A 25,855-nucleotide genomic window follows, 5' to 3' on the forward strand; every position below is an offset into this window, starting at 1 on the left:
TGATCCGGAGGCCTTAGGCCGGAGGAAACATCGACCGCAGGTCGATGGTCAAACCGCCGGCACCGCGCGAAGCGCGGTGTAGTGTGGGAGCGCAGTAACAACGGAGAGATGGCCGAGTGGTTTAAGGCAGCGGTCTTGATCCGGAGGCCTTAGGCCGGAGGAAACATCGACCACAGGTCGATGGTCAAACCGCCGGCACCGCGCGAAGCGCGGTGTAGTGTGGGGAGCGCAGTAACAACGGAGAGATGGCCGAGTGGTTTAAGGCAGCGGTCTTGAAAACCGCCGAAGGGTCAAACCTTCCGTGGGTTCGAATCCCACTCTCTCCGCCAATCTCCTGCATCAACTCAACGCCGACGCCTCCTCATACGGCAGATGCCGCGCACCTGTGGCCTGCAGCGCGGCCTCCGCACGCGCCAGCGCGTCGCCTTCGCCGTCGATGACGATCAGGATGCGGCCCGCCTCGATCTCATCCTCGAACGTGCGCCGCACCGGATCGGGCAGGGAAGCGCCGACCAACGACGATGCCCAAGTCCCGACGGCGGCACCGCCCAGCGTCGTCAAGGCGACGCCAGCGAGAGTCAGTCCAAGCGGCGGCACTGCCACCGCCACCAGGCCTGCAATCAGGCCGGTCGCCCCACCCAAGCCGGCGCCACGCATCGCAGCGTGCTTGAAATCGGTAGGGGCTTCCTTCTGATGCTCGGGCACGCTTTCAAGCTCGATATCCGATCGGGCGATCACCGAAATGGCATCGTCTTCGATGCCCGCGTCGCGCACCTCACGGATGGCGGTCTGCGCGGCGGGCAGGGAATCGGTGCTGTAGACGCGGCGGACTTTCATCGAGGACGCTCCGGCTGACGATGATTCGAGCTTCGGGGCCTCCTCGTGTGGTTGCCGTGAACCGCGCGTATCGTGGCCACTCCCACCGCGCACGCATCGCGCGCCGGTTACAACGCAGGCACGCCGCCACCGCCGCCTAAGTGCTCATAGAGGATGGCCGCGCCGATGCCGATCAGGATCAATCCGCCGATGATCTCGGCGCGCTTGCCGGCGAGTGCGCCCAGCACGCGTCCGAGCATGATGCCGGTGGTCACCATGACCAGGGTGCAGATGCCGATGACGGTTGCCACCACGGCGATGTTGACGTCGAGGAAGGCCAGGCCCACGCCGATCGCCATCGCGTCGATGCTGGTGGCAAAGCCGGTCGCGGCGAGGTTCCAGAAGCCGTGCCGAGCAGGGACCGCGTCGGGGTCATCTTCGGGGGTCTTGCGCAGGCCGGCGTGGATCATGCGCGCGCCGAGCAGGCCCAGCAGGACGAACGCGATCCAGTGATCCCAGGCGGTGACATAGGCGGCTGCAGCCAGGCCCAGGGCCCAGCCGATCACAGGCGTCAGCGCCTCGATCGTGCCGAAGATCGCACCGGCGCGCAGCGCCTGGATAAAGCGGGGGCGTCGCATCGCCGCACCCTTGCCGACAGCGGCGGCGAAGGCGTCGGTCGACATGGCGAAGCCGATCAGGAGGATAGAAGCCAGAGACATCGTGCGTATCGATCGGGGCCGGGCAAGCGCGACGACGGCATGCCGGCACGCCCAACCCGCGTGATGCCGGTACACCGCTGGTCTCGCCAACCTGGACTGGTCGCACGCGCCACGATCGCAATGGATCGAGTGTGTTGACGCGGGCGCTTCCGCAGTGCGGAAGCCGGCTACTCCCCAAGGGGACGCGCATGCTAACAGCACCGATCGAACGATGCGACGTTATAGCCGATGACAATTCTCATAGTTGGAACGATTGCGCTGGGCACAGCGCCGTGGGGGCGGGCCCGCCGATGAACCTGCGCTCGCACGTCGTCGCAATGCGCTTGCATCGCCGCAAGCCGCCCCTATACTCCATGCATCAGCGTAAGTTCTGATTTCCCGGGGGTGCCATGGCTTCGACGGGGGTCGCGAAATTACCTGGTGCATGCCGAGGGGGCAGCTTTCCTCGTAAATCCAGCGGCAAACTTTTAGTTGCCAACGACGACAACTACGCTCTCGCCGCTTAAGGCGTAAGCCCCGAACCCACTTGTGCCTGTGCTCGTGGATGTAGGGTCATCATCACAGGAACCAGCCGCGGCGGCCGCCTGTCTGCCGTGGTTGAACTGACAGGCTGGTCCCGGGATGCGCTTTGCGCACCGTGCTGTTCCGGGGCGAGATTCAACGGGGCGCTAAGCATGTAGTACCGGGGATGGAGTGCCTTCGGACGCGGGTTCGACTCCCGCCACCTCCACCATTGAAGGTCCCTCGGACCAAGAAAGGCCGGAGAACCGCAATGTGATGCGGTCTCCGGCCCTTTTTATCCACATCGTCTATCGGTCAACTCAGTAGCATTCGGCAAGACCGTAGGTGATGTATCCGCCACCAGAGTCGTAGGTTTGGACTTCTTCGAATGCCGCACCTGAGTATCCTTGGCTGATGCACAGCTGGACGCCAAGTGTGCGAGCGTCATCGCGTGCCTGCTCCCAAGTAGCGCCATGGCCCCAGACCTCGTAGATTTCGCCGGCCGAAACAACACCAGCAGAAGTCAGTAGCGCGAGTGTCGCGACGGTGCGCATGCAAAATCCCTTCATTTATCGCTCCTATTTCGGCCTGTATGGCCGATGCGATCCTACCGCATCTTTCTTTCCTCGCCCGCTAGCGTTCGATGCGAGCTAGTTTGCGATCTGCCGCGCGCCAGAGCGATGTCTCGCAAGGAGCGCAGAGAATCTTGTTCGCGCTGTAGTACTCGGCTTCGCCGTTGTCGGGAACTCCGCATCTGCGAAAACGCCTTACTCCGGTTTGGCGAGGGCCGCAATGAGACGCCCGCAGGGGCAGCTGAGCGAGGGGGGTGATTCGCGTTGAGCGTCTACTTTGAGACGGGCTCAGCGTCTGAGCCCATCGTTGATATGGCGATCGAGTCGAGATGCAGTTCAGGTGACTTTGCAGAAAACCTCTACGATGGCTACCCAGGGACCAGAAGCTTGCTGCTCCACAGAGACGATCTGGTAATCGGTTACGACCCCGCGGTAGTTGGCCAGGCATTGGATTTCACCATTGCCAAGCGCATTTCTCACTGCGCCTTGTTCGGTACCGGCCACTCCCATGGCGTGAATTGAAATCACGCTCGCTGCCACAGCCGCTGCAGAAAGCAGTGCCAACATTACGCCCACACACGCGCTCTTCTTGATCTTTCGCATCTCGTTGTCCCTAACGTCGCAGCGTCAATGCTGCCATTGCGTTCAAGCATCAATCCGAAGCCGGATATGCGACGAGCTTCAATAATCAGCGAGCTTCCGACGCGGTTTGGCCGGAACGACATCCCGAGGAATGCGAGATCGCGTCGTGATACCACGAAGCGGGCACTTCGGTCGTCTGACGTTGCTGACAAACCTCGAGCGTGCAGTCCCCTAGGGTGTCTGCTTGTGGGCGAAGAGGCGCAAGAATGAAGGCCGGGAACGAGTAGCTCGGCACCTGTTTCGCTGTGGCGCTGGCTTGAGACGGGCTCAGTGATTGAGCCCATCCGTTGGATAACAGGTCAAGCCCGTCGCAGGCTCAAGGAACGTTACAAAGCACGTTGACCTCGGCCCACCAGAAGCCCGGGTAATGCTGCACGGACAGCACCTGCACGCCGGCGGCGATTCCGCCGAAGCTACTTTCACATTGCAGCGCGCCTTCCTCGAAGGCGGCATCGATGGCGTCGTTCTCGGTGCCCCCTTGTCCGGCCACGTTGATCGAAATCACACCTGCGGTGGCGGCAGCCGAGAGGCCCAGAAGCGAGCTCGCGATCAGCATTTTGGTGATCTTGCGCATCGTCGTCCTTAACGTCGCAGCGTCATTGCTGCCATTCAGTTATAGCACCGCCAGGACGGTGGCCAAACTCGGCCTGACTTGGCCATCGTCGATCTGAGTTTTTTCAGGCGCGGTGACGCGGGGATGGCTACGCGCGCTATCGGCGCCGACGCATCGCTTACGCATCGGAACACGCGCACGAACGATGGCTTGTGTTGAGGCGAAATCAGGATTGGGGGGGGACAGGCTTAAAGGCCGCGCCCTTAAACGCCGCGCCGCCGGCGTGCATTAAGTACGCCGCGTGCTGCGGTGTCGGAGGAGACACGCAGGTTCAGCGATTTGCAACGCTCGATGCCGGCCAGTTTCAGCGCCAGTTCGCCATCGGGCGTCCGATCGACCAAGCCGCTGGCGACGAGTCGGTCGATGAGCGGTAACGCCTTGGGATCCAGTGGCCGCTGCAAGTCGATGCAGGTCAGGCATTCGAGCAGATCCGACTCCTGATCGCCGATGGCATCGATTTCGATGGAGAAGCGGTGCATAGGGTGCTCTTGAGGCCAGGTGCCGCGTCCAGTGCCCTTGTGGTTGCCAGGTTAGCGGCCAGCCCGCGCCTGGTCGGTGCGGTTCCGCGCTCAGCGACCTGGATTCGGGCAGCCGTGCAGTGGGCGTGGCCGGCGGATCGCGCAGCCCGGGCGCCGGGCGGGCCCGGCTGTTTCCTGTTCTATGCCGGATGGCCGGGGCTGGGGCGGCTGTCTTCACGCCGCCGGGCCGCTATCCTGTCCAGATGGCCGGACCCTCGCCTTTTCAACGCCTTACGCCTGTCTCGTTGCGGGCCCGCTTGCGTCGCGGCTATGGGCTCGCGCTGCTGGTGCTGGTCGGCGCGCTGCTGATGGTGGCGCTGTACGCGCACAACGCGAGCGAGCGCGAGCAGCGGCTGGCCCAGGGAAGCTTCGTGGCCGAGGCCGAGCGCCTGGCCGATGCAGTCCGCCAGCGTCTGCTGCAGTACGAGCTGAGTATCCGGGGCGGGGTGGCGCTGCACAGCGCGGCGGCGGACATGCCGACGACGCGGCAATGGCGCGGTTACGTCGAGGGACTGGATATCGCCCGGCAGTTGCCGGGCATGGTCGGGCTGGGCTACGTCGCCTACGTCGATCCGCGTGGGCTGGCGGAACTCCAGTTGCGGCGGCGGGCACAGGGCGAGGGGCTGTTCTCGGTGCGGCCGCGCGGCGCGCGTGACAAGTACGGGGTGATCGTCTACTTCGAACCGGAGAATCCGGGCTCGCGCACGATGATCGGCTTTGACCAGTACAGCGATCCGGTGCGCCGCGCGGCGATGGAGGCGGCGCGCGACAGCGGACAGGTGCGTCTGAGCGCGCCGATGATGTTGCGGCCGATGGCCGCCGACGGCGGGCCCGGCGTGCTGATGTTCGGACCGGTCTACCGTACGGTGCGGTTTCCCGAAACGCCCGCTGCGCGCGAGAACGCGCTGATCGGCTGGGTGTTCGCCTCCTTCCGGTCTGCGGACTTCATCGACCGATCGGGCGTGAGCAGTGGTCTGCACACCGCATTCCGCATCGTGGATGTGACCGACGGCCGGGACGCGCCGGTGCTGCAGACGCACAACTTCGATGACGATCCCTCGGGACGGGTGCTCCACTCGCTGACCCAGACGGTCTACGGCCGCACGTGGCGTTACGACTTCCAGCACATCGGGCCGCTGACCTCGGGCGGCATGCGCGAGCTGCAGACCACCCTGGTGACTGGGGTGCTGGCCTCGTTGCTGCTGTTCGCGGTGGTGCTGACGCTGGCCAGGACACAGTCGCGCGCGGAGTTCCTGGCACGCCGGCTCAGTGATTCCTACCGCCGCAGCGAACAGCGATTCCGCAATGCGATGCGCTACTCGGCGATCGGTATGGTGCTGCTGGACCGCAATGGCACCATCGTCGAGACCAACCCGGCGATGGCGCAGATCGCGGGTCTGGAGCAGGCGTCGATGACCGGCACGCGGCTGAGCGATTACTTCGTCGATGCGCAGGACCAGGTCACACGGACGCAGGAGACGCAGGCGCTGCGCGAAGGGGTCCACCGCAGTACCCGGCGTCTGCGTCGGTGCGATGGCGATATCCGCCAGGTGCATCTGGCCTCGACGCTGGTGCTGGGCGAGGCCGACAGCGAGGTCACCCGGCTGGTGCAGGTCGAGGACGTGACCGAACGCTTGCGCGCCGAGGCGCAGGTGCATGCGCTCAATCGCACGCTGGAATCGCGCGTGGAGCAGCGGACCCGCGAGCTCACCCAGGCCAACCACGAGTTGGAATCGTTCGCCTACATCGTTTCACACGACCTGCGCGCGCCGCTGCGCAGCATCGACGGGTTCGGGCGGATTCTGGCCGAGCGCTACGGCAATGCGATCGATGCGCAGGGGCAGGACTATCTGGCGCGGGTGCGCAATGCGGCCGCGCGGATGGATGCGCTGATCGATGCATTGCTGAAGATGTCGCGTATCAGCCGCGGCGAGTTCAAGCGCAGCCCGCTGGATCTGAGCCGGCTGGCGGAGGAGGTGGTGGCCGAGCTGCGCCAGGCCGAGCCGGCGCGTCAGGTCGAGGTCGTCATCGCGCCGGGGCTGACCGCCGAGGGCGACGCGGCGCTGGTGCGCAACCTGCTGCAGAATCTGCTCGGCAACGCCTGGAAGTTCACCGCCGATACCGCCGATGCCAGGATCGAGTTCGGGTGCGGCGCCGATGGCGTGTTCTTCGTGCGCGATAACGGAGCGGGCTTCAACGCCGAGTACGCGGGCAAACTGTTTCGTCCGTTCCAGCGGCTGCACCGTGAGGACGAGTACAAGGGCCACGGCGTGGGACTGGCGTCGGTCAAGCGCATCGTCGAGCGCCACGGCGGCACGATCTCGGCCGAAGGTGCGCCTGGGCAGGGCGCCACGTTCCGCTTCACGCTGGCGCGCAAAACGGAGCCGTCGCGGCCCTGAGGTGCCCGGCGGTCAGGCGTCCTTGTTGTGCCGGCGCAGCAGCCGCTGCTTGTCGCGGGCCCAGTCGCGTTCGCGCTCGGTCTCGCGCTTGTCGTGCTTCTGCTTGCCCTTGGCGAGCGCGATCTCGGCCTTGATCTTGTTGCCCTTCCAGTACAACGCGGTCGGCACGACGGTATAGCCGTCGCGCTGCACGCGGCCGACCAGCACGTCGATCTCGCGCCGGTGCAGCAACAGCTTGCGCGTGCGGTGGGCGTCGGCGACGACGTGCGTGGAGGCCTGGATCAGCGGCGTGATCTGGGCGCCGAACAGGAACAGTTCACCGTGGCGGATGACGGCGTAGCTCTCGCCGATGTTGGCGCGCCCGGCGCGGATGGCCTTGAGCTCCCAGCCCTGCAGCGCCAGGCCGGCCTCGTAGCGGTCCTCGAGCTGATACTCGTGGCGCGCGCGCTTGTTCAGCGCGATGGTGCCGGTGCTGTTTGCTTTATCCTTGGCCTTGCCGCTTTTCTTGCTCATTTCCCCATTGTCCTCGAAGCACGTCCTCCAGGCGAGTCATGCCCAAGATCGAACGTAGCGCCCTTGTCGGGCAGCCGGCCGAGCGCATGTTCGCGCTGGTCAACGATATTCATGCCTATCCGCGCCGGTTCGCCTGGTGCGATGCGGCGCAGGTTCTGGAATCGGACGACGACCGCATCGTCGCCCGGCTCGATCTGGGCCTGGGCGCGTTGCGGACGTGGTTCACGACCGAGAACACCTTGTCGCCGCCCGATACCATCGACATGCAGTTGCGGGACGGTCCATTCAAGTCGCTGCACGGGCGCTGGACGTTTCGGGCGCTGGATCCGAGCTCGTGCAAGGTGTCGCTGTCGCTGGAGTTCGAGCCGAGCAGCCGCCTGATGCTGCCGGCACTTACGCTCGGTTTCCGCGGGCTCGCCGACCGCATGGTCAACGATTTCATCCGGGTCGCCGAGCGCGAGCCGGCCGACTGAGCGCGACGATGCGGATCGAGGTCGTCGACGCGCAGCCCCGTGCGCACCGCAGTTGGACGCTCGTGCTGCCCGATGGCGCCGATGTCGCGGCTGCGCTGGCGGCGCTGCCCGATCCGAGTGTGCTGGCCGGTATCGCTGGCTATGCGGTGTACGGCGTGCGTGTGGAGGTCGCCGCAAAACTGGCGGACGGCGACCGCCTGGAGCTGTTACGGGCGCTGCAGCTCGACCCGAAGGAAGCGCGCAGGCGCCGGGCGGCGAAGCGCGACGCGGGTTGACGCGCCGTCAGCGGCGCTTGCCGCGTTCCTTGGGCAGGTTGCCGAACTTGCGCATCTGCTCGGCCAGTTCCTGGTCGCGGTTGGGGAAGTAGTCGCCTTCCCAGCGTGCGAGCTGGTCGTTCTCGAAGTAGACGGTAAAGTTCTTCATCTCGGTGTGACTGCTGCGGCCGACCCGCTGCGTGGCGGTGTAGTCCCAGCGCTGGTGGTGGAACGGGTCGGCGATCGAGGGCGAGCCCAGCAGCGCCTCGACCTGCGGCTTGCCCATGCCCACCTGCAACTGTTCGACCGCGGACTGCTCGATCAGGTTGCCCTGATAGATCGGCTGCTTGTAGACCAGGGCGCAGCCGCTGGTGGCCAGGACGAGGGCCGAGACGAGAATGACGTTCTTCATGGCGGAGGGCAGGGGCCGGGGAGCTGCGGGGACCGGGCCGATGATACACTGCGCGTCACGCCGCCACCGCGATTCAGGCAGCCGGCGTTCAACCGCCAGTGAATGCCGGCCTGTACTCGGAGACACTTCATGGAATCGCTCGACCTGCGCAAGGCAGGACTGAAAGTCACCCACCCGCGCATGCGGATCCTGGACCTGCTGGAGCAGCGCACGCCGCGGCAGCACCTGACCGCCGAGGACATCTACCGGCAGTTGCTCGAGCAGGGCGACGAGATCGGGCTGGCGACGGTGTACCGGGTGCTCACCCAGTTCGAGGCCGCCGGCCTGGTGCTCAAGCACAATTTCGAGGGGGGGCACGCGGTCTACGAGCTCGACCGCGGCGGCCACCACGACCACATGGTGGACGTGGACACCGGCAAGATCATCGAGTTCGAAAGCGCCGAGATCGAGAAGCTCCAGCACGAGATCGCCGAGCGCTACGGCTATCATCTCGAAGACCACTCGCTGGTGCTGTACGTGCGCAAGAAGCGCTGAGGTCTCCAAAACCGATCATCGCGCTGCATGCGGGTGACCGCAGGCGCAGCGGGCGGGGCGGCGGTCCAGCCCTCAGGCCATGTCCTGCAGCAGCTTGCGGGCGGCCGCGCGGGCCTCACTGCTGACCTCGACGCCACCCAGCATCCGCGCCAGTTCTTCGGTCCGGGCGTCGGCCTCGAGCAGGCTGACGCGGCTTTCGGTCGTGCCGCCGCTCGTGACCTTGTGCACGCGGTAGTGGGTGTGGCCCTTGGACGCGACCTGGGGCAGGTGGGTCACGCACAGCACCTGGCGGCTGGCACCCAGGGCGCGCAGTTTGCGGCCGACGATATCGGCGACCGCGCCGCCGATGCCGGAGTCGACCTCGTCGAAGACCATCGTCGGCACCGCGTCGTGGCCCAGCGCCGCGACCTCGATCGCCAGCGAGATGCGCGACAGCTCGCCGCCCGAGGCGACCCGGCGCAGCGGCCGTGGCGGCTGGCCGGCGTTGGCCGAGACCATGAACTCGATGCGCTCGGCGCCCTGCGGATCGGGCCGGTCGTGCTCGACCGGTTCGAACGCGACCTCGAAGGTCCCGCCGCCCATACCCAGCTCGTGGATCAGCGCGGTCGTCGCCTTCGACAGCGCCTTGCCGGCCTTGCGGCGGGCCGCGCCCAAGCGGTCGGCGGCGGTGTGCCAGCGCGCGAACGCCGCGTCGATCTCGCCGTCCAGCCGCGCCAGGCGATCGCCGGCACCGTCGAGCTGCTCGAGCTCGGCAGTCAAGCGTTGCCTGACCTCGCCCAAGTCCTCGGGCGTGACCCGGTGCTTGCGCGCCAGTTCGTGCAGCCGGCTCAGGCGCTGTTCGAGCAACTCGAGCTCGGCGGGGTCGATGTCGAGGTCGTCGCGGACCTGGCCGAGCAGGCGGGTGGCTTCGTCGAGCTGGATCGTCGCAGCGTCGAGCATCGCGTCGACTTCGCCCAGCCGGGGCTCGTGCGCACGCATCCGGCCCAGCTCGTGGCGCAGCGCGTGCAGCGCCTGCGGCAGGCCGACGGCATCCTCGCCGCTCATCCGGGCCAGCGCCGCGTCGCAGGTCTGGATCAGGCCGGCGGCGTTGGCATGGCGGCGGTGGGCGGCGTGCAGCTCGGCGATCGCCTCGGGTTCCAGCCGCTCGCCTTCCAGTTCACCGAGCTGATGGCGCAGCCAGTCGCGGCGCTCGCCGACATCGCCGATGCCGATCAGCGCTTCGCGCTCGCTCTGCAAGGCACGCCAGTCCTGCGCCGCGCCGCGGACCGCCGCCAGCAACGCGCCATTGCCGGCCTGGGCATCGAGCAGCGCCAGCTGACTGCCGCGCGCCAGCAGCGCCTGGTGTTCATGTTGGCCGTGGATCTCGACCAGGCGTCCGGCGAGTTCGGACAGCTGGGCGATCGTTGCCGGCCGGCCATTGATCCAGGCCCGCGAGCCGCCGTCGGCACGCAGCGTGCGCCGCAACTGGCAGGTCGCGCCTTCGTCGAGCTCGTTGTCGCGCAACCAGCGCAGCGCCGGGGCGGCGTCGTCGAGCGTGAACTCGGCATGCAGCTCGGCGCGCTCGGCGCCATGGCGGACGATGCCGCTGTCGGCACGCTGGCCGGACAGAAAGCCCAGCGCATCGACCAGCAGCGACTTGCCGGCGCCGGTCTCGCCGGAGATGACGGTCAGCCCCGGGCCGAACTCGAGGTCGGTGGCGGTGGCGACGGCGAAGTTGCGGATGGCGAGGTGGGTGAGCATCGGTGGAATTGTGCCTGGGTGGCCTGCGGTCGTGTAGCGCCGGCTTGATAGCCCGCGCGTGTCTCACGGCCGGAGACCGCGCTTGCATCGGTGGCGGCGGCGCCGTATACCGCCCGCATGTCGTCCGACACCCGCCACCCGCTCGACCCGCGCGCCCGCCAGCTGCTGCGCACGCTGATCGGGCGGCACATCCGCGACGGTGAGCCGGTCGGTTCGCAGACGCTTGCCCGGCATGCCGGGCTGGACGTGAGCCCGGCGACCATTCGCAACATCCTGGCCGATCTGGAGGAGGCTGGGCTGCTGAGCTCCCCGCACACCTCGGCCGGGCGCGTGCCCACCGCGCAGGGCTACCGCGTGTTTGTCGATTCACTGCTGCAGGTCAAGCCGCTGCGCGAGCAGGAACTGGTGCGGCTGCGCGGGGAGCTGACCGGCGCCGGCGGGCATCAGTCGCTGCTGGGCAGTGCCTCGGAACTGGTTTCGGCGATGACGCGTTTCGTCGGGGTGGTTTCGGTGCCGCGGCGCGAGCAACTGGCGTTCCGGCATATCGATTTCGTGCCGCTCGACGGCCAGCGGGTCATGGCGATCATCGTCTTCGCCGACCACGAGGTGCAGAACCGGATTTTCCAGACCCGGCGCAGTTTCGACGCCGCCGAGCTCGAGCGCGTGGCCAACTATCTGAACCAGCATTGCGCCGGCCGACCGATGGCCGCGGTGCGGGCGACGCTGGTCGAGGAATTGCGCCACGCCCGCGACGAGATGGAGGCGTTGCTGGCGCAGACGATGGAGCTGGCCGAACAGGCGCTGGTGCCGTCCGACGAGGACATGGTGCTGGCCGGGCAGAGCCGGCTGATCGGCGTGCAGGACCTGTCGGACCTGGACCGGCTGCGCGAGTTGTTCGAGGCGTTTTCGCGCAAGCGCGAGATCCTGCAGTTGCTCGAACGCACCCTGCATGCACCGGGTGTGCGCATCTTCATCGGCGAGGAAACCGGCCTGGCGCCGCTGGAGGGCGTGTCGCTGGTCACCGCGCCGTACGCGGCAGGCGGACGGACACTGGGTGTGCTCGGCGTGATCGGCCCGACCCGCATGGCCTACGACCGGGTGATCCCGGTGGTGCAGGCGACCGCCGATCTGTTGGGCGCCGCGCTCGGCGGCCATCCCGCGGCCGCCGACGGCGCCCCGGGACGCACGCCCGACGCGGCCTGAGCGACGGGGTGGGCGGACGCGCCGATTCCCCGGTCGCGGCTTGAAACCTGGGCGGCCAGCCCCATAGCTGGGCGGGTCGGCGGCCAGACGCCCGCCCCGGAACCGGACATGACCCAGGAACAGCACGAGACGCAGCCCCCCGAAATCCACGAGTCCGACGACCAGGCCACGCCGGTCGAGGTCCAGCTGACCGAACAGGTCGAACTGCTGAAGGCCGAACTCGAACAGGTGCGCGCGCAGAGCCTGCTCGAGCGCGCGGACCTTGAGAACCAGCGCAAGCGCCTAGCGCGCGAGATCGAGACCGCGCGCCGGTTCGCCAACGAACGTCTGCTCTCGTCGCTGGTGCCGGTGTTCGACGCGCTCGAGGCCGGGCTGGCGAGTGCGCCTGAGAACGATCCGCTGCGTGCCGGCGTCGAACTGACGCTGCGCGAACTGGTCAAGGCGACCGAGAGCAACGGCCTGCGCGTGGTCGCACCGGCGGCGGGCGACCCGTTCGACCCCGAGCACCATCAGGCGATGAGCATCGTCGAGGTGCCGGGCGTGCCGCCGGGCGCGGTCGCCCAGGTCTTCCAGAAGGGGTATCTGCTTAACGAGCGCCTGCTGCGCCCGGCAATGGTGGTCGTGGCCAAGGCTGACTGAGCGCGACCGGGGCCATTGCGCGTCACACCGCTTGAACGCTGTGTTGCGCGTCCCCAGATACCTCGCATCGACGGCTTCGCCGCCGTCCCCGCACAACGACATTTCCTAGAGGAACACTGCAATGGCAAAGATCATCGGCATCGATCTCGGCACGACCAATTCGTGCGTGGCGATCATGGACGGCGGCAAGGCCAAGGTCATCGAGAACAGCGAGGGCGACCGCACCACGCCGTCGATCGTCGCCTACACCAAGGACGGCGAGGTGCTGGTCGGCGCCTCGGCCAAGCGCCAGGCTGTTACCAACCCCAACAACACGTTCTTCGCGGTCAAGCGTCTGATCGGCCGCAAGTTCAAGGACGCCGAGGTCCAGAAGGACATCGGCCTGGTGCCCTACAAGATCCTCGAGCACGACAACGGCGATGCCTGGGTCGCGACCAGCGACGGCAAGAAGCTGTCGGCGCAGGAAGTCTCGGCGCGCATCCTCGAGAAGATGAAGAAGACCGCCGAGGACTACCTGGGCGAGAAGGTGACCGAGGCGGTGATCACGGTGCCGGCGTACTTCAACGACAGCCAGCGCCAGGCGACCAAGGACGCCGGCCGCATCGCCGGCCTCGACGTCAAGCGCATCATCAACGAGCCGACTGCGGCCGCGCTGGCCTACGGCCTGGATAAGAGCGGCGGCGATCGCAAGGTCGCGGTCTACGACCTGGGCGGCGGCACCTTCGACGTGTCGATCATCGAGATCGCGGAAGTCGACGGCGAAAAGCAATTCGAGGTGCTGGCCACCAACGGCGACACCTTCCTCGGCGGTGAGGACTTCGACGCGCGCGTCATCGACTACCTCGTCGAGGAGTTCCAGAAGGATCAGGGCATCGACCTGCGCAAGGATCCGCTGGCGCTGCAGCGTCTGAAGGATGCGGCCGAGCGCGCCAAGATCGAGCTGTCGTCGTCGCAGCAGACCGAGGTCAACCTGCCGTACGTCACCGCCGACGCCTCGGGTCCGAAGCACCTGAACATCAAGCTGACCCGCGCCAAGCTCGAAGCGCTGGTCGAGGACCTGATCAAGCGCTCGATCGAGCCCTGCCGCATCGCGCTCAACGATGCGGGCCTGCGCGCGTCCGACGTCAATGAGGTCATCCTCGTCGGCGGCCAGACCCGCATGCCCAAGGTGCAGCAGGCCGTTGCCGACTTCTTTGGCAAGGAGCCGCGCAAGGACGTGAACCCCGACGAGGCGGTCGCGATCGGTGCGGCGGTGCAGGGCGGCGTGCTGGCCGGCGACGTCAAGGACGTGCTGCTGCTGGACGTGACCCCGCTGAGCCTGGGCATCGAGACCCTGGGCGGCGTGTTCACCAAGATCATCGAAAAGAACACCACGATCCCAACCAAGGCCTCGCAGACCTTCTCCACCGCCGACGACAACCAGTCGGCCGTGACCGTGCACGTGCTGCAGGGCGAGCGCGAGCAGGCCCGCTTCAACAAGTCGTTGGCGCGCTTCGACCTGACCGGCATCGATCCGGCGCCGCGCGGCATGCCGCAGGTCGAGGTGTCGTTCGACATCGACGCCAACGGCATCCTGCACGTGTCGGCCAAGGACAAGAAGACTAACAAGGAGCAGAAGGTCGAGATCAAGGCCGGTTCGGGTCTGTCGGATGACGAGATCCAGCGGATGGTCGCCGACGCCGAGGCGCACCGCGAGGACGACCGCAAGTTCCAGGAGCTCGTCGCTGCGCGCAACCAGGCCGATGCGCTGGTGCACGCGACCCGCAGCGCGATCAAGGACAACGGCGACAAGGTGCCCGGCGATGTGATCGGCAACGCCGAGGCGGCGATCGCCGAGGTCGAGACCGCGATGAAGGGTGACGACAAGGCGCAGATCGAGGCCAAGTCCAAGAAGCTCGAGGAAGTCTCTCAGCAGCTGTTCGCCGCCGCCGCCGCGGCCGGGCAGCAGGGCGGGGGCGACGTCGGCGGGCAGGGCGATGCGCCCAAGTCCGACGACGTGGTCGATGCCGAGTTCACCGAGGTCAAGGACGACGACAAGAAGGCGTAACCAGTGGAACCGTGATGCGTGATCGACAAGAAGCGGAGCTTGGCTCCGCTTCTTTCTCACGCGGTCACGTACCGACGCTTCGAGTCACCCATCACGCACGACGAATCACGGTCTCATGAGCAAACGCGATTATTACGACGTCCTTGGCGTCTCCCGCACCGCAAGCGAAGACGAGCTGAAGAAGGCGTATCGCCGTTGCGCGATGAAGCATCATCCGGACCGCAATCCGGGGGATGCCGCCGCCGAGGCCGCGTTCAAGGAGTGCAAGGAGGCCTACGAGGTGTTGTCGGACGGCGGCAAGCGCAGGATGTACGACCAGCACGGGCATGCGGCGTTCGAGCACGGCATGGGCGGCGGCAATGCCGGACCGGGCTTCGGGCCGGACATGGGCGATATCTTCGGCGACATCTTCGGCAACATCTTCGGCGGCGGCGGACGCAGCGGCCCGCGTCGCGGTGCCGACGTGGGCTATGTGATGGAGCTCGACCTCGAGGACGCGGTCGCCGGTGTCGAGAAGCGCATCGAACTGCCGACGCTGACCGGCTGCGACGACTGCAATGGCAGCGGTTCGGAGGACGGCAAGCGCGAGACCTGCTCGACCTGCGCCGGTCGCGGCCAGGTGCGGATGCAGCGCGGGCCCTTCACGATGCAGCAGGCCTGTCCGCATTGCGGCGGGCACGGCCAGGTGATCGCCAATCCCTGCAAGACGTGTCATGGCGCAGGGCGGGTCGAGGACGAGAAGGTGCTGTCGGTGAAGATTCCCGCCGGCGTCGATTCGGGCGATCGCATCCGCCTGTCGGGCGAAGGCGAGGCCGGTCCGGCTGGTGCGCCGCCCGGCGATCTCTATGTGGAAGTGCGGGTGCGCCCGCACGACATCTTCGTGCGCGACGGCGACGACCTGCATTGCGAGGTGCCGATCCGCATCTCGCAGGCCGCGCTCGGCGACACGGTGCGCGTGCCCACGCTCGGCGGCGAGGCCGAGATCCGCATTCCGGCCGAGACCCAGACCGGCAAGGTGTTCCGCCTGCGCGACAAGGGCGTCAAGTCGGTGCGCAGCCGCTCGGTCGGCGACCTGTACTGCAAGATCTTCGTCGAGACGCCGGTCAATCTCACCGCCGATCAGCGCGATCTGCTGCAGCGCTTCGAGGCGACGTTCACCACCGAGAACGCGCGCCGGCATTCGCCCAAGTCCAGCACCTTCATGGACGGTGTCAAGGGCTTCTGGGAACGCATGACGTCCTGATCCGTCCCAATGTGCGGGCGCTTCTGCGAAGCGCCTGAAGCGATGAGGGCGATGACGCCCTCCGCGAGCAGCCTGATTGCTCGGGCGTCACGCTTCAGACGGCTGTCCCGCGCAAAGCGGCCTTCAGGTGTGCGTGGCCGTCGCCCGCCAACCATGCGCGCAGCGAGACGAGCTCGGGATTGAGCGCGCGGATCCGTTCAAGGTGTACGCGCTCTGCGAGCCGGCCGGATTCCAGGCTGGCGGCATATGTGCCAGGTCGGGATGGGCGGCCAGGACCGCATCCGGAAGTCGGGCATAGGGGATGGGCCTGCCGGCGGCGTGCGAAAACGCGGCCTCCAGCGCGTCCCCGGTCACGCGATCGCCGGCGATCTTCAGCGTCATGCCTGCGAACCGCGCCCGGTCCGCGAACAGGGTGGCGACGATCTTGCCGATGTCCTCCACCGCGATGAGCTGGATCGAGTGCGCGCGGTGGATCAGCGACACCAGCGCAATTGCCGCGGGTCGAGGCGTTGCGTCGAAGTCACGACGGCAACCGCCGTTGATGGCGTATCGTCTGGCGAAGACCGGACGTAATCTTTGCCGGCAACAGGCCACCGGGTCGCCGCATCGATGCGGCTGTCTCGAGTGCGGACCGCTTGACGGATGGGAGCGCCCCAACTAGCGCAATCGGTATCCACAGTCGATGTGGATGTCATGACGACAAACGTGTGGATAAGCCGCGCCGACCCGCTTGCGATCGGGTGTGCTTTTGGCTGGTCATTTATTCGCCACCTGCCGATCCGCGACCCAACGCGGGGCTTGCGTCGCGCATTCGGATCTGCATGCGCACGCCGCATGCATGGACTGCGCGCCAAACGACGTGCGTGCAGCGGCGCGATGCGATGACCCGACCCACGGGGCGATGGCATTGCAGGCACGGTGATGCGGTCGAATCGCATGCGGGGAAAGCGCCTCACGACCGCTTGACGACGTCGCGTTTGCGGCCTCCACGCCGGTCATCCACAAGCGATGTGGATGGTCTGGTCACAAAGGTGTGGATAAGCATCGCGCGGCCGCTTCGCAGGCGGGTGGATTTCGACTGGTGAAGTTTTCGCCATCCGCGTCGGCTGACGAAGAATCCGGGCTTGACCCGCGCAGGCCCGGATGCATCGCCTGCAGCCGCCTCCGGATGGGCGAGGACGGCGGCGCGCTCGCGACTTGACGGCCGCGCCACGTCGCGTCCGGCGGCGGTCGTCCACAGCCGGTGTGGATGGCCTGGTCACAAAGATGTGGATAAGCGGCCGCGGCCCTTCATTGGCGCGGCGCGCTCGTAGTGGCGAAAAATTCGCCATGTATCACTCGGGTGCGGCGAGACTGTGCTTGACCCGCGCAGCGGATTGCGCCGCGCCCGCGGCGGGCCGTGCGTCATGCGCCGACTTACGCTCGCTGGTGGAACGCTCAGTCCCGGAAACGTTGCGGCGCGATCCCCGCCCCAGGCGCCCGGCCGCGCTTCCGTCTCGAGGCTAGAATGCGCGGCATGAAGACCCGACCCGATTGTCTTGCCGTTTCGACCCCGCCGCCGCGATCGGCGGTGGCCCGATGAGCCCGCCTGTCCGGGTGCTGGTGCACGGGGCATCCGGCCGGATGGGGCAGGCCGTCCTGCGTCTGGCAGCCTCGTGCGACGGTTTGGCGGTGGTGGCGGCAGTGTCGGGAAGCGCCCCGCGCCAACGGGTCATCGGCGGCGTGCCGTACTTCGGCGCCGCCGAACTCGGTGGCGCGCCGCCCTTCGATGTCGCCATCGACTTCAGCCTGCCGGCGGGCTTCGATGCGTTGCTGGCGCTGTGCGAGCGGCGTGGCGCGGCGCTGGTCTCGGGCACCACCGGGCTGTCGGAGGCGCAGAACGCCGCGCTCGACGCCGCAGCGGGGCGGATTCCGGTGCTGTGGGCCTCGAATTTCAGCCTCGGGGTTGCGGTCCTGCAGGATCTGGTCGCACGCGCGGCGGCGATGCTGCCGGGCTGGGACTGCGACATCGTCGAATCGCACCACACGCGCAAGCTCGATGCGCCGTCGGGGACCGCGTTGACGCTGGGCGCGGCCGCGCAAGGGCAGGGCGCCAGCCCGCGCTACGCCTCGATCCGGGCCGGCGACATCGTCGGCGAGCATCTGGTGCAGTTCACGACCCGCGGCGAGCGCATCGAGCTCGTTCACCGGGCCGGCGATCGCGACATCTTCGCGGCCGGGGCGTTGCATGTCGCAGCGCGGCTGGCCGGGCGCGCGCCGCGCCGTTACGGGATCGCCGAGCTGCTCGGCGCCGGCGCGACGACCTCGGCATGACCGATCGCGTGCGCCGCGCTGGCGCAGCGGGGCCGGCGTCGGTACAATTCTCGCTCGCCTGAACCTCTCGCCTCCGGACCGGCTGCCGCCGCTCTGGCGGTTTCCTGCAACCTGACGTAGGCGAAGACCACGTGACAGATTCCGCAATTCTCGTCCTTGAAGACGGCACCGTGTTCGAGGGCGTTTCCGTGGGCGCTCCTGGCTTGTCGGTCGGTGAAACGGTGTTCAACACCGCGATGACCGGCTACCAGGAAGTGCTCACCGATCCGTCGTATGCGCGCCAGCTGGTGACGCTGACCTATCCGCATATCGGCAACACCGGCTGTACCGACCAGGACGATGAGGCCGGACGGGTGTGGGCCTCGGGGTTGATCGTGCGCGACGTGCCGCGCCGTCCGAGCAGTTGGCGCAGCCAGATCGCGCTGCCCGAATGGCTGCGCGCGCGCGGGATCGTCGCGATCGCCGGCATCGACACCCGCAAGCTGACCCGCCTGCTGCGCGACCGTGGCGCGATGAACGGCGCGCTGATGGCCGGCGAGGTGAACGTCGACCAGGCGCTCGAGGCCGCACGCAAGTTCCCGGGCCTGAAGGGCATGGATCTGGCGAAGGTGGTCAGCACGACCGAGCGCTACACCTGGTCGGACGGCCAGCTGGATCTGGACGCGAATGCCTTCGTGTCGGCGCCGGCCAAGTTCAAGGTCGTGGCCTACGACTACGGCGTCAAACACAACATCCTGCGCATGCTCGCCGAGCGCGGCTGCGAACTGACCGTGGTGCCGGCGCAGACGCCGGCCGCGGAGGTGCTCGCGCTGAAGCCCGACGGTGTCTTCTTGTCCAACGGCCCTGGCGATCCGGCGCCGTGCGATTACGCGATCGAGGCCATCCGCACCTTCATCGAGAACAAGGTGCCGACCTTTGGCATCTGCCTGGGACACCAGTTGCTGGCGCTGGCGGCCGGCGCGCAGACGATGAAGATGCCGCACGGCCACCACGGCGCGAACCATCCGGTGCAGGCCGTCGATGGCGGCCGGGTGATGATCACCTCGCAGAACCACGGCTTCGCGGTCGACGAATCGACGTTGCCGGCCAATGTCCGCGTGACCCATCGCTCGCTGTTCGACGGCACCAACCAGGGCATCGCGCTGACCGACGCGCCGGCCTTTTCGTTTCAGGGCCATCCCGAGGCATCGCCGGGGCCGCACGATGTGGCGCCGCTCTTCGACCAGTTCGTAGCGCTGATGGAGGCGCGTTGATATGCCAAAGCGCACCGACATCCAGACCATTCTCATCATCGGCGCTGGACCGATCGTCATCGGCCAGGCCTGCGAGTTCGACTACTCCGGCGCACAGGCCTGCAAGGCGCTGCGCGAGGAGGGCTATCGCGTGGTGTTGGTCAACTCCAACCCCGCCACGATCATGACCGACCCGGAGACCGCCGATGCGGTCTACATCGAGCCGATCAACTGGCAGACGGTCGAGAAGATCATCGCCAAGGAAAAGCCCGACGCGCTGCTGCCGACGATGGGCGGGCAGACCGCGCTCAACTGCGCGCTCGACCTGGCCGACAACGGCGTGCTCGACAAGTACGGCGTGGAGCTGATCGGCGCCAAGCGCGAGGCCATCCGCATGGCCGAGGACCGCGAGCTGTTCCGCGTGGCGATGCAGGAGATCGGTCTGGAGTGCCCGAAGGCCGAGGTCGCGCGCACCTTCGAGCAGGCGATCGAGATCCAGGCCAAGGTCGGCTATCCGACGATCATCCGGCCCAGCTTCACGCTCGGCGGCTCGGGCGGCGGCATCGCCTACAACCGCGAGGAGTTCGAGGAGATCATCAAGCGCGGCCTGGAGCTGTCGCCGGTCGGCGAGGTGCTGGTCGAGGAGTCGGTGCTGGGCTGGAAGGAGTTCGAGATGGAAGTGGTCCGCGACACCGCGGACAACTGCATCATCGTGTGCTCGATCGAGAACCTCGACCCGATGGGCGTGCACACCGGCGACAGCATCACCGTCGCGCCGGCGCAGACGCTCACCGACAAGGAGTACCAGCGCCTGCGCAATGCGTCGATCGCGGTGCTGCGCAAGATCGGCGTCGACACCGGCGGTTCGAACGTGCAGTTCGGCATCAGCCCGACCACCGGTCGCGTTGTGGTGATCGAGATGAACCCGCGCGTGTCGCGCTCCTCGGCGCTGGCCTCCAAGGCGACCGGCTTCCCGATTGCCAAGGTCGCGGCCAAGCTGGCGGTCGGCTACACGCTGGACGAACTGAAGAACGAGATCACCGGCGGCAAGACCCCGGCCTCGTTCGAGCCGTCGATCGACTACGTCGTCACCAAGATCCCGCGCTTCGCGTTCGAGAAGTTCCCCACCGCCGACGCCCGCCTGACGACGCAGATGAAGTCGGTCGGCGAGGTCATGGCGATGGGCCGCACGTTCCAGGAATCGATGCACAAGGCGCTGCGTGGCCTGGAGACCGGCAAGGTCGGTTTCGATCCGACCGGCCTGGACCTGCATGACGAGGGCGACCTGGCGACGCTGCGCCGCGAAGTCCGCGAGCCGGGCCCCGAGCGCCTGTTCTACCTGGCCGACGCGTTCCGCGCTGGGTTGTCGGTCGAGGACGTGTACGGCCTGTCGTACGTCGATCCGTGGTTCCTCGATCAGATCGAGGAGATCATCGCGACCGAACGCGAGGTCGCGGCGAACGGCATCGACGCGCTCGACCAGGCGCGGCTGCGTGCGCTCAAGCGCATGGGCTTCTCCGACGCGCGCCTGGCGCAGTTGCTGGGCACCGACGAGCAGGCCGTGCGTGCACTGCGCCGTGCCTTCGGCGTGCGCCCGGTCTACAAGCGCGTCGACTCGTGCGCGGCCGAGTTCGCGACCGACACCGCCTACCTGTACTCGACCTACGAGGACGAGTGCGAGGCCAATCCCAGCGGTCGCGAGAAGATCATCGTGCTCGGCGGCGGGCCGAACCGGATCGGGCAGGGCATCGAGTTCGACTACTGCTGCGTCCATGCCGCCCTCGCACTGCGCGAGGACGGCTTTGAAACCATCATGGTCAACTGCAACCCCGAGACGGTCTCGACCGACTACGACACCTCCGACCGTCTGTACTTCGAACCGCTGACGCTCGAGGACGTGCTGGAGATCGTCGAGATCGAGAAGCCCAAGGGCGTGATCGTGCAGTACGGCGGCCAGACGCCGCTCAAGCTGGCGCGCGCGCTCGAGGCCAACGGGGTGCCGATCATCGGCACCTCGCCCGATTCGATCGACCTGGCCGAGGACCGCGAGCGGTTCCAGAAGCTGGTCGACGAGCTCGGCCTCAAGCAACCGCCCAACCGCACCGCGCGCAACCCCGAGGAAGCGCTGGTGCTGGCGCGCGAGATTGGCTATCCGCTGGTCGTGCGGCCGAGCTACGTGCTCGGCGGCCGGGCGATGGAAGTCGTGCACGCCGATGCCGACCTGGCGCGCTACATGCGCGATGCGGTCAAGGTGTCCAACGATTCGCCGGTGCTGCTTGACCGCTTCCTCGACAATGCGGTCGAGGTCGACATCGACGTGATCGCCGACAAGGACGGCAACGTGCTGATCGGCGGCGTCATGGAGCACATCGAGGAAGCGGGCGTGCATTCGGGCGATTCCTCGTGCTCGCTGCCGCCGTACTCGCTGTCGAGCGATGTGCAGGCACGCCTGCGCGAGCAGGTCGCGGCACTGGCCCGCAAGCTGAAGGTCGTCGGCCTGATGAACACCCAGTTCGCGGTGCAGACCGACGACGCGGGCGTGGAGACGATCTTCCTGCTCGAGGTCAATCCGCGCGCCTCGCGCACGGTGCCGTTCGTGTCCAAGGCGATCGGGCTGCCGCTGGCCAAGATCTCGGCGCGCTGCATGGCCGGCAAGACACTGGCCGAGCAGGGCGCGACGACCGAGATCGTGCCGTCGTACTACTCGGTCAAGGAGGCGATCTTCCCGTTCGCCAAGTTCCAGAACGTCGATCCGATTCTCGGGCCGGAAATGCGTTCGACCGGCGAGGTCATGGGCGTGGGCGAGAGCTTCGGCGCGGCGTTCGCGCGCGCGCAGGAAGCGGCCAGCATCCGTACCCCGCCCACCAGCGGCAAGGTCTTCGTCTCGGTGCGCGACCCGGACAAGAAGCGCGTGCTGCCGGTCGCCCGTGATCTGGCGGCCAAGGGCTATGCGATCGTCGCCACTGCCGGCACCGCCAAGTGGCTGCGCGAGCACGACATCGCCTGCGAGCAGATCAACAAGGTGGTCGAGGGCCGGCCGCACATCGTCGACCTGATCAAGAATGGCGAGATCGCATACATCGTCAACACCACCGAGGGCAAGCAGGCGATCTCCGACTCGTTCTCGATCCGTCGCGAGGCGCTGCAGCACCGGGTCACGTACTCGACCACGGTGGCCGGCGCTCGCGCGTTGCTGCACTCGCTGGACTATCGCGGCAGCGGCCCGGTGTGGGCCCTGCAGGAACTGCACGCGCAGCTCAACGGCGGCGCGTCGCCATCCAACCCACGCACAGGAGGGACGCCATGAGGGCACCCATGACCACGCGCGGCGCACAGCGCCTGCGCGAGGAACTCGAGGAACTGAAGTCGGTCAAGCGGCCGGCGGTCATCGATGCGATCGCCGAGGCGCGTGCGCACGGCGATCTGAAGGAGAACGCCGAGTACCACGCCGCGCGCGAGCAGCAGAGCTTCATCGAGGGCCGCATCAAGCAACTCGAGAGCGAGCTGTCGCATGCCGATGTCATCGATGTCGCCAAGCTCAACGCCGGCGACAAGGTGGTGTTCGGCGCGACGGTGGTGATCGCCGATGCGCAGACCGACGAGGAGAAGCGCTACCAGATCGTCGGCGACCTGGAGGCCGACATCAAGCAGGGCCTGATCGCGATCTCCTCACCGGTCGCACGGGCGCTGATCGGCAAGCACGAAGGCGACAGCATCAGCATCGATGCGCCCGGCGGCACCCGCGACTACGACATCGTCAGCGTCGAGTATCTCGGCTGAGCCGATGACCTCGGCGACGTTCCTGCTGCCCGCCGCCGCGCGCTTTGGCGCGCAGCGCTGGCAGCTGGACATCGTGCGGGCCCTGGGGCGTGCCGACCGCACCACGGCTGCGCCGGGGCGGCGGCCGCAGCTTGCGCGGCACGTCGCGCTTCCCGAGGGCGGCTGGCCGCTGGCGGCGCTGTCGCGCCAGGTCGACGTCGGCGATGCCGACGCGCCGGGCAGTGCCTGGCTGCGCGCCGACCCGGCATGGCTGCGGCCGGACATCAACGGCGTGCGTCTGATGGGCCACGGCGACACGCTGGGCCTGGTGCAGGCCGATGTCGACGCGCTGCTGCCGGTCCTGCAGCCGGTGTTCGCCGAGGCCGGCTTCGTGCTAGACGCCCCGGCGCCGTCGCGCTGGTATCTGCGGCTGCCGCGGGAGACGGCACTGCCGGCGTTCGTCGATCCGGCCGATGCGCTCGGCACCGATCTGGCCGAGCACGACGATGGCGGCGCCCAGGCGCGGCGCTGGCGGGTGCTCGCCAACGAGGCGCAGATTCTCCTGCACACTCATCCCTGGAATGCGGCGCGCAACGCGGCCGGGCGGCCGCCGGTCAATGCGCTGTGGTTCTGGGGCGGGGGGCCGCTGCCTGACGCGTCGACGGTGCCCCGCGGCGCACAGGCGCGCGTGCTCACCGATGATGCGACGCTGCGCGCACTCGCGGCGATCGCGACCGAGGTCGAGCCGTTGCCGTCGGCCTTGCCCGCGCTGCGCGACGCGCTGCTGATCGACCTGGGCGGGTTGCGCGATCTGCGCCAGCTGCAGGCCGACTGGCTGCGGCCGGCACTCGCGGCGCTGGCCGGTGGCCGGCTCGACGCCCTGGTCCTGGACGACGAGGATGGCCAGGTGCTGACCTTGCGTCGTTGGCACCGCCTGCGCGTCTGGCGCCGGCCCTACGTGCCGGCCACGGCGGCGCGGCCATGACCCGTCCGCCGCCGACGATCCGACGTCGTGACAGCGCGCCCGGCGGGGACTGGCCGTCGACGGTGCCGGCGCTGCTGCGGCGCATCTATGCGGCGCGCGGTGCGCACGACCTGCAGGCCGCGCAGCCACGCCTGGCCGGGCTGCTGCCGCCCGACGCGCTGTCGAATATCGATGCGGCGACGGCCCTGCTCGCCGATGCCATCGCGCAGGGCAGGCGGATCCTGGTGGTCGGGGACTTCGATTGCGATGGCGCGACGGCCTGTGCGGTCGCGGTGCGCGGACTGCGCATGCTCGGCGCGGGCGATGTCGTGCATGCCGTGCCCAATCGCATCGTCCACGGTTACGGGCTGTCGCCCGGCCTGGTCGATGCGCTGGCGCCGCTGGCCCCGGCACTCTTGCTGACGGTCGACCACGGCATCGCCTGCCATGCCGGCGTCGCCGCGGCAAAGGCGCGGGGCTGGCAGGTGCTGGTGACCGACCACCATCTGCCGGGCGACGCGTTGCCGCCGGCCGATGCGATCGTCAATCCGAATCTGCCCGGCGACCGCTTCCAGAGCAAGGTGCTGGCGGGCGTCGGGGTGATCTTCTACGTGCTGCTGGCGCTGCGCAGGCGGCTGCGCGAGGCCGTTGCCTTCGCAGGGCCGGCACCGGATCTGTCGACGCTGCTCGATCTGGTCGCGGTGGGTACGGTCGCCGATCTCGTGCCGCTGGACGTCAACAACCGGGCGCTGGTCGCGGCCGGGCTGCGCCGGCTGCGCGCCGGGCAGGGCTGCCCCGGCCTGCAGGCCTTGATCGATGTGTCGGGGCGACAGGCGGCGCGCCTGACCACGGGCGACATCGGCTTCGGCATCGCACCGCGCATCAATGCCGCCGGCCGCCTGGAGGACATGGCGATCGGTATCGAATGCCTGCTCACCGACGACGCGGCCCAGGCGCAGACGCTCGCGGCGACGCTGCACACGATCAATGCCGAGCGCCGCGCAGTGCAGCAGTCGATGCTCGACGACGCCGAGGCCGCGGTCGCCGGCCGGCCGCCGGTCGATCCCGCGGCGATCGGGGTCTGCCTGCACGATGCGCAATGGCATCCGGGCGTCGTCGGTCTTGTGGCCTCGAAGATGAAGGACGCGCTGCACCGGCCGGTGATCGCGTTCGCACCGGCCGAGCCCGGCAGCGATCAGCTGCGTGGCTCGGCGCGTTCGATCCCGGGCCTGCATATCCGCGACGTGCTGGCCGCGGTCGATGTGGCGCATCCCGGCCTGATCGAGCGCTTCGGCGGCCATGCGATGGCGGCGGGCCTGAGCCTGCGACTCGAGGCGTTACCCGCGTTCGAGCGCGCCTTCGGGCAGGCGGTCGCGACCCTGCTCGATCCGGCGCTGCTGCGGGCGGAGATCGTCACCGACGGTGCGCTCGGCCCCAGCGAATTCGACATCGTGCACGCCGCGCACCTGCGCGACGCCGGCCCCTGGGGCCAGGGCTTCCCCGAACCGCTGTTCGACGGCGAGTTCGCGGTTGTCGACTGGCGGGTGGTCGGCGGGCGGCATCTCAAGCTCAGCCTGCGGCTCGACGGCCGCCCGGCGACCGTCGATGCGATCCATTTCGGTGCCTGGCGCGAGGTCGCACCGGCGCCGCGCGAGCGCATCGTCTATCGCCTCGCGCCCGACGACTACCGCGGCGGCGATGCGGTGCAGTTGCTGGTCGAGCACCGCGAGCCGATGGCCCGCTGACCCC

General features: G+C 67.9%; 24 protein-coding genes, 1 tRNA gene, 1 other RNA gene and 1 riboswitch. Of the genes, 16 read left to right on the forward strand and 10 right to left on the reverse strand.

Annotation, left to right across the window (positions count from 1 at the left end):
- Positions 1 to 239 precede the first annotated feature (239 nt).
- A tRNA-Ser gene (locus MNO14_RS07505) sits at positions 240 to 329 on the forward strand.
- Between the two features lie 10 nt (positions 330 to 339).
- Here MNO14_RS07505 and MNO14_RS07510 read toward each other — a convergent pair.
- Positions 340 to 837: a hypothetical protein gene (locus MNO14_RS07510; RefSeq protein ID WP_241946065.1), complete on the reverse strand. Its 498-nt coding sequence runs from the start codon at positions 835 to 837 to the stop codon at positions 340 to 342.
- 107 nt (positions 838 to 944) lie between these two features.
- On the reverse strand, positions 945 to 1,535 hold the full coding sequence (gene mntP / locus MNO14_RS07515; protein ID WP_241946066.1) for a manganese efflux pump MntP: 591 nt from the start codon (positions 1,533 to 1,535) through the stop codon (positions 945 to 947).
- 53 nt (positions 1,536 to 1,588) lie between these two features.
- A riboswitch (yybP-ykoY riboswitch) is annotated at positions 1,589 to 1,717 on the reverse strand.
- A 198-nt stretch (positions 1,718 to 1,915) separates the two neighbouring features.
- Between mntP and ssrA the strand changes: the two genes are divergently transcribed.
- Positions 1,916 to 2,268, forward strand: a transfer-messenger RNA (tmRNA) gene (gene ssrA / locus MNO14_RS07520).
- 88 nt (positions 2,269 to 2,356) lie between these two features.
- On the opposite strand, the gene MNO14_RS07525 is transcribed toward ssrA, so the two are convergent.
- The 4 genes from MNO14_RS07525 to MNO14_RS07540 all read right to left on the reverse strand — a co-directional run bounded on the left by MNO14_RS07525 (position 2,357) and on the right by MNO14_RS07540 (position 4,342).
- Positions 2,357 to 2,590, reverse strand: a complete 234-nt coding sequence (locus MNO14_RS07525) for a hypothetical protein (protein WP_241946067.1) — start codon at positions 2,588 to 2,590, stop codon at positions 2,357 to 2,359.
- A gap of 354 nt (positions 2,591 to 2,944) precedes the next feature.
- The gene (locus MNO14_RS07530) at positions 2,945 to 3,211 is read right to left on the reverse strand and encodes a hypothetical protein (RefSeq protein WP_241946068.1); all 267 of its coding nucleotides are present in this window, start codon (positions 3,209 to 3,211) and stop codon (positions 2,945 to 2,947) included.
- A gap of 355 nt (positions 3,212 to 3,566) precedes the next feature.
- Positions 3,567 to 3,824, reverse strand: coding sequence for a hypothetical protein (locus MNO14_RS07535; protein ID WP_241946069.1), 258 nt, complete (start codon positions 3,822 to 3,824; stop codon positions 3,567 to 3,569).
- Between the two features lie 242 nt (positions 3,825 to 4,066).
- A complete protein-coding gene (locus MNO14_RS07540) occupies positions 4,067 to 4,342 on the reverse strand; it encodes a hypothetical protein (RefSeq protein WP_241946070.1) in 276 nt (91 codons plus the stop codon).
- A 284-nt stretch (positions 4,343 to 4,626) separates the two neighbouring features.
- On the opposite strand from MNO14_RS07540, the gene MNO14_RS07545 reads away from it, so the two are divergent.
- Positions 4,627 to 6,780 (forward strand): CHASE domain-containing protein, encoded by a 2,154-nt coding sequence (locus tag MNO14_RS07545; protein ID WP_241946071.1) that lies wholly within the window; start codon positions 4,627 to 4,629, stop codon positions 6,778 to 6,780.
- Positions 6,781 to 6,792: 12 nt separating this feature from the next.
- On the opposite strand, the gene smpB is transcribed toward MNO14_RS07545, so the two are convergent.
- A complete protein-coding gene (smpB, locus tag MNO14_RS07550; RefSeq protein WP_241946072.1) occupies positions 6,793 to 7,293 on the reverse strand; it encodes an SsrA-binding protein SmpB in 501 nt (166 codons plus the stop codon).
- A 38-nt stretch (positions 7,294 to 7,331) separates the two neighbouring features.
- Here smpB and MNO14_RS07555 point away from each other — a divergent pair, with 38 nt between their 5' ends.
- Together MNO14_RS07555 and MNO14_RS07560 are read left to right on the forward strand one after the other, a co-directional pair.
- Entirely contained in the window at positions 7,332 to 7,766 is a 435-nt protein-coding gene (locus MNO14_RS07555; RefSeq protein ID WP_241946073.1) for an SRPBCC family protein, read from the forward strand.
- Between the two features lie 8 nt (positions 7,767 to 7,774).
- Positions 7,775 to 8,041: an RnfH family protein gene (locus MNO14_RS07560; RefSeq protein WP_241946074.1), complete on the forward strand. Its 267-nt coding sequence runs from the start codon at positions 7,775 to 7,777 to the stop codon at positions 8,039 to 8,041.
- Between the two features lie 7 nt (positions 8,042 to 8,048).
- On the opposite strand, the gene bamE is transcribed toward MNO14_RS07560, so the two are convergent.
- Positions 8,049 to 8,432, reverse strand: coding sequence for an outer membrane protein assembly factor BamE (gene bamE, locus MNO14_RS07565; protein WP_241946075.1), 384 nt, complete (start codon positions 8,430 to 8,432; stop codon positions 8,049 to 8,051).
- A 129-nt stretch (positions 8,433 to 8,561) separates the two neighbouring features.
- Here bamE and fur point away from each other — a divergent pair, with 129 nt between their 5' ends.
- Positions 8,562 to 8,966, forward strand: coding sequence for a ferric iron uptake transcriptional regulator (fur, locus tag MNO14_RS07570; protein ID WP_241946076.1), 405 nt, complete (start codon positions 8,562 to 8,564; stop codon positions 8,964 to 8,966).
- Between the two features lie 72 nt (positions 8,967 to 9,038).
- On the opposite strand, the gene recN is transcribed toward fur, so the two are convergent.
- Complete coding sequence (gene recN / locus MNO14_RS07575; protein ID WP_241946077.1) at positions 9,039 to 10,706, reverse strand: DNA repair protein RecN; 1,668 nt, start codon at positions 10,704 to 10,706, stop codon at positions 9,039 to 9,041.
- A 117-nt stretch (positions 10,707 to 10,823) separates the two neighbouring features.
- Between recN and hrcA the strand changes: the two genes are divergently transcribed.
- The 4 genes from hrcA (at position 10,824) to dnaJ (ending at position 15,838) form a co-directional block, all read left to right on the forward strand.
- On the forward strand, positions 10,824 to 11,909 hold the full coding sequence (hrcA, locus tag MNO14_RS07580) for a heat-inducible transcriptional repressor HrcA (protein WP_241946078.1): 1,086 nt from the start codon (positions 10,824 to 10,826) through the stop codon (positions 11,907 to 11,909).
- A gap of 108 nt (positions 11,910 to 12,017) precedes the next feature.
- Entirely contained in the window at positions 12,018 to 12,548 is a 531-nt protein-coding gene (grpE, locus tag MNO14_RS07585) for a nucleotide exchange factor GrpE (RefSeq protein ID WP_241946079.1), read from the forward strand.
- 121 nt (positions 12,549 to 12,669) lie between these two features.
- Positions 12,670 to 14,595: a molecular chaperone DnaK gene (dnaK, locus tag MNO14_RS07590; protein WP_241946080.1), complete on the forward strand. Its 1,926-nt coding sequence runs from the start codon at positions 12,670 to 12,672 to the stop codon at positions 14,593 to 14,595.
- Between the two features lie 115 nt (positions 14,596 to 14,710).
- Positions 14,711 to 15,838 (forward strand): molecular chaperone DnaJ, encoded by a 1,128-nt coding sequence (dnaJ, locus tag MNO14_RS07595; RefSeq protein ID WP_241946081.1) that lies wholly within the window; start codon positions 14,711 to 14,713, stop codon positions 15,836 to 15,838.
- Between the two features lie 123 nt (positions 15,839 to 15,961).
- Here the strand turns inward: dnaJ and MNO14_RS07600 are convergent, their stop codons facing one another.
- Positions 15,962 to 16,321 (reverse strand): NmrA family NAD(P)-binding protein, encoded by a 360-nt coding sequence (locus tag MNO14_RS07600; protein ID WP_241946082.1) that lies wholly within the window; start codon positions 16,319 to 16,321, stop codon positions 15,962 to 15,964.
- A 1,095-nt stretch (positions 16,322 to 17,416) separates the two neighbouring features.
- On the opposite strand from MNO14_RS07600, the gene dapB reads away from it, so the two are divergent.
- The 6 genes from dapB to recJ all read left to right on the forward strand — a co-directional run bounded on the left by dapB (position 17,417) and on the right by recJ (position 25,851).
- Positions 17,417 to 18,151: a 4-hydroxy-tetrahydrodipicolinate reductase gene (dapB, locus tag MNO14_RS07605; RefSeq protein WP_241946083.1), complete on the forward strand. Its 735-nt coding sequence runs from the start codon at positions 17,417 to 17,419 to the stop codon at positions 18,149 to 18,151.
- A 131-nt stretch (positions 18,152 to 18,282) separates the two neighbouring features.
- Positions 18,283 to 19,404, forward strand: coding sequence for a glutamine-hydrolyzing carbamoyl-phosphate synthase small subunit (carA, locus tag MNO14_RS07610; protein WP_241946084.1), 1,122 nt, complete (start codon positions 18,283 to 18,285; stop codon positions 19,402 to 19,404).
- 1 nt (position 19,405) lies between these two features.
- A complete protein-coding gene (gene carB, locus MNO14_RS07615; protein ID WP_241946085.1) occupies positions 19,406 to 22,690 on the forward strand; it encodes a carbamoyl-phosphate synthase large subunit in 3,285 nt (1,094 codons plus the stop codon).
- Positions 22,687 to 23,163, forward strand: a complete 477-nt coding sequence (greA, locus tag MNO14_RS07620; protein ID WP_183426838.1) for a transcription elongation factor GreA — start codon at positions 22,687 to 22,689, stop codon at positions 23,161 to 23,163. Before carB ends, greA begins: the two co-directional genes overlap by 4 nt.
- A gap of 4 nt (positions 23,164 to 23,167) precedes the next feature.
- Positions 23,168 to 24,127 carry a phosphoglycerate mutase gene (locus tag MNO14_RS07625; protein WP_241946086.1) on the forward strand — a complete coding sequence of 320 codons (960 nt, stop codon included), beginning with the start codon at positions 23,168 to 23,170 and terminating at the stop codon, positions 24,125 to 24,127.
- The gene (gene recJ / locus MNO14_RS07630) at positions 24,124 to 25,851 is read left to right on the forward strand and encodes a single-stranded-DNA-specific exonuclease RecJ (RefSeq protein ID WP_241946087.1); all 1,728 of its coding nucleotides are present in this window, start codon (positions 24,124 to 24,126) and stop codon (positions 25,849 to 25,851) included. The genes MNO14_RS07625 and recJ overlap by 4 nt, the downstream gene beginning before the upstream one ends.
- Positions 25,852 to 25,855: the final 4 nt, after the last annotated feature.

It is taken from the genome of Luteimonas sp. S4-F44, from assembly GCF_022637415.1.
Lineage (GTDB): Bacteria > Pseudomonadota > Gammaproteobacteria > Xanthomonadales > Xanthomonadaceae > Luteimonas.

Excerpts from the sequence above, each read along its gene's own strand:
- MNO14_RS07525 (WP_241946067.1), bottom strand. The coding sequence starts at position 2,590 with ATGCGCACCGTCGCGACACTCGCGCTACTGACTTCTGCTGGTGTTGTT.
- MNO14_RS07555 (WP_241946073.1), top strand. The coding sequence starts at position 7,332 with ATGCCCAAGATCGAACGTAGCGCCCTTGTCGGGCAGCCGGCCGAGCGC.
- recN (WP_241946077.1), bottom strand. The coding sequence starts at position 10,706 with ATGCTCACCCACCTCGCCATCCGCAACTTCGCCGTCGCCACCGCCACC.
- greA (WP_183426838.1), top strand. The coding sequence starts at position 22,687 with ATGAGGGCACCCATGACCACGCGCGGCGCACAGCGCCTGCGCGAGGAA.
- MNO14_RS07625 (WP_241946086.1), top strand. The coding sequence starts at position 23,168 with ATGACCTCGGCGACGTTCCTGCTGCCCGCCGCCGCGCGCTTTGGCGCG.
- dnaJ (WP_241946081.1), top strand. The coding sequence starts at position 14,711 with ATGAGCAAACGCGATTATTACGACGTCCTTGGCGTCTCCCGCACCGCA.
- MNO14_RS07530 (WP_241946068.1), bottom strand. The coding sequence starts at position 3,211 with ATGCGAAAGATCAAGAAGAGCGCGTGTGTGGGCGTAATGTTGGCACTG.
- fur (WP_241946076.1), top strand. The coding sequence starts at position 8,562 with ATGGAATCGCTCGACCTGCGCAAGGCAGGACTGAAAGTCACCCACCCG.
- grpE (WP_241946079.1), top strand. The coding sequence starts at position 12,018 with ATGACCCAGGAACAGCACGAGACGCAGCCCCCCGAAATCCACGAGTCC.
- mntP (WP_241946066.1), bottom strand. The coding sequence starts at position 1,535 with ATGTCTCTGGCTTCTATCCTCCTGATCGGCTTCGCCATGTCGACCGAC.
- hrcA (WP_241946078.1), top strand. The coding sequence starts at position 10,824 with ATGTCGTCCGACACCCGCCACCCGCTCGACCCGCGCGCCCGCCAGCTG.
- recJ (WP_241946087.1), top strand. The coding sequence starts at position 24,124 with ATGACCCGTCCGCCGCCGACGATCCGACGTCGTGACAGCGCGCCCGGC.
- bamE (WP_241946075.1), bottom strand. The coding sequence starts at position 8,432 with ATGAAGAACGTCATTCTCGTCTCGGCCCTCGTCCTGGCCACCAGCGGC.
- dnaK (WP_241946080.1), top strand. The coding sequence starts at position 12,670 with ATGGCAAAGATCATCGGCATCGATCTCGGCACGACCAATTCGTGCGTG.
- MNO14_RS07560 (WP_241946074.1), top strand. The coding sequence starts at position 7,775 with ATGCGGATCGAGGTCGTCGACGCGCAGCCCCGTGCGCACCGCAGTTGG.
- MNO14_RS07510 (WP_241946065.1), bottom strand. The coding sequence starts at position 837 with ATGAAAGTCCGCCGCGTCTACAGCACCGATTCCCTGCCCGCCGCGCAG.
- MNO14_RS07540 (WP_241946070.1), bottom strand. The coding sequence starts at position 4,342 with ATGCACCGCTTCTCCATCGAAATCGATGCCATCGGCGATCAGGAGTCG.
- dapB (WP_241946083.1), top strand. The coding sequence starts at position 17,417 with ATGAGCCCGCCTGTCCGGGTGCTGGTGCACGGGGCATCCGGCCGGATG.
- smpB (WP_241946072.1), bottom strand. The coding sequence starts at position 7,293 with ATGAGCAAGAAAAGCGGCAAGGCCAAGGATAAAGCAAACAGCACCGGC.
- carB (WP_241946085.1), top strand. The coding sequence starts at position 19,406 with ATGCCAAAGCGCACCGACATCCAGACCATTCTCATCATCGGCGCTGGA.
- MNO14_RS07535 (WP_241946069.1), bottom strand. The coding sequence starts at position 3,824 with ATGCGCAAGATCACCAAAATGCTGATCGCGAGCTCGCTTCTGGGCCTC.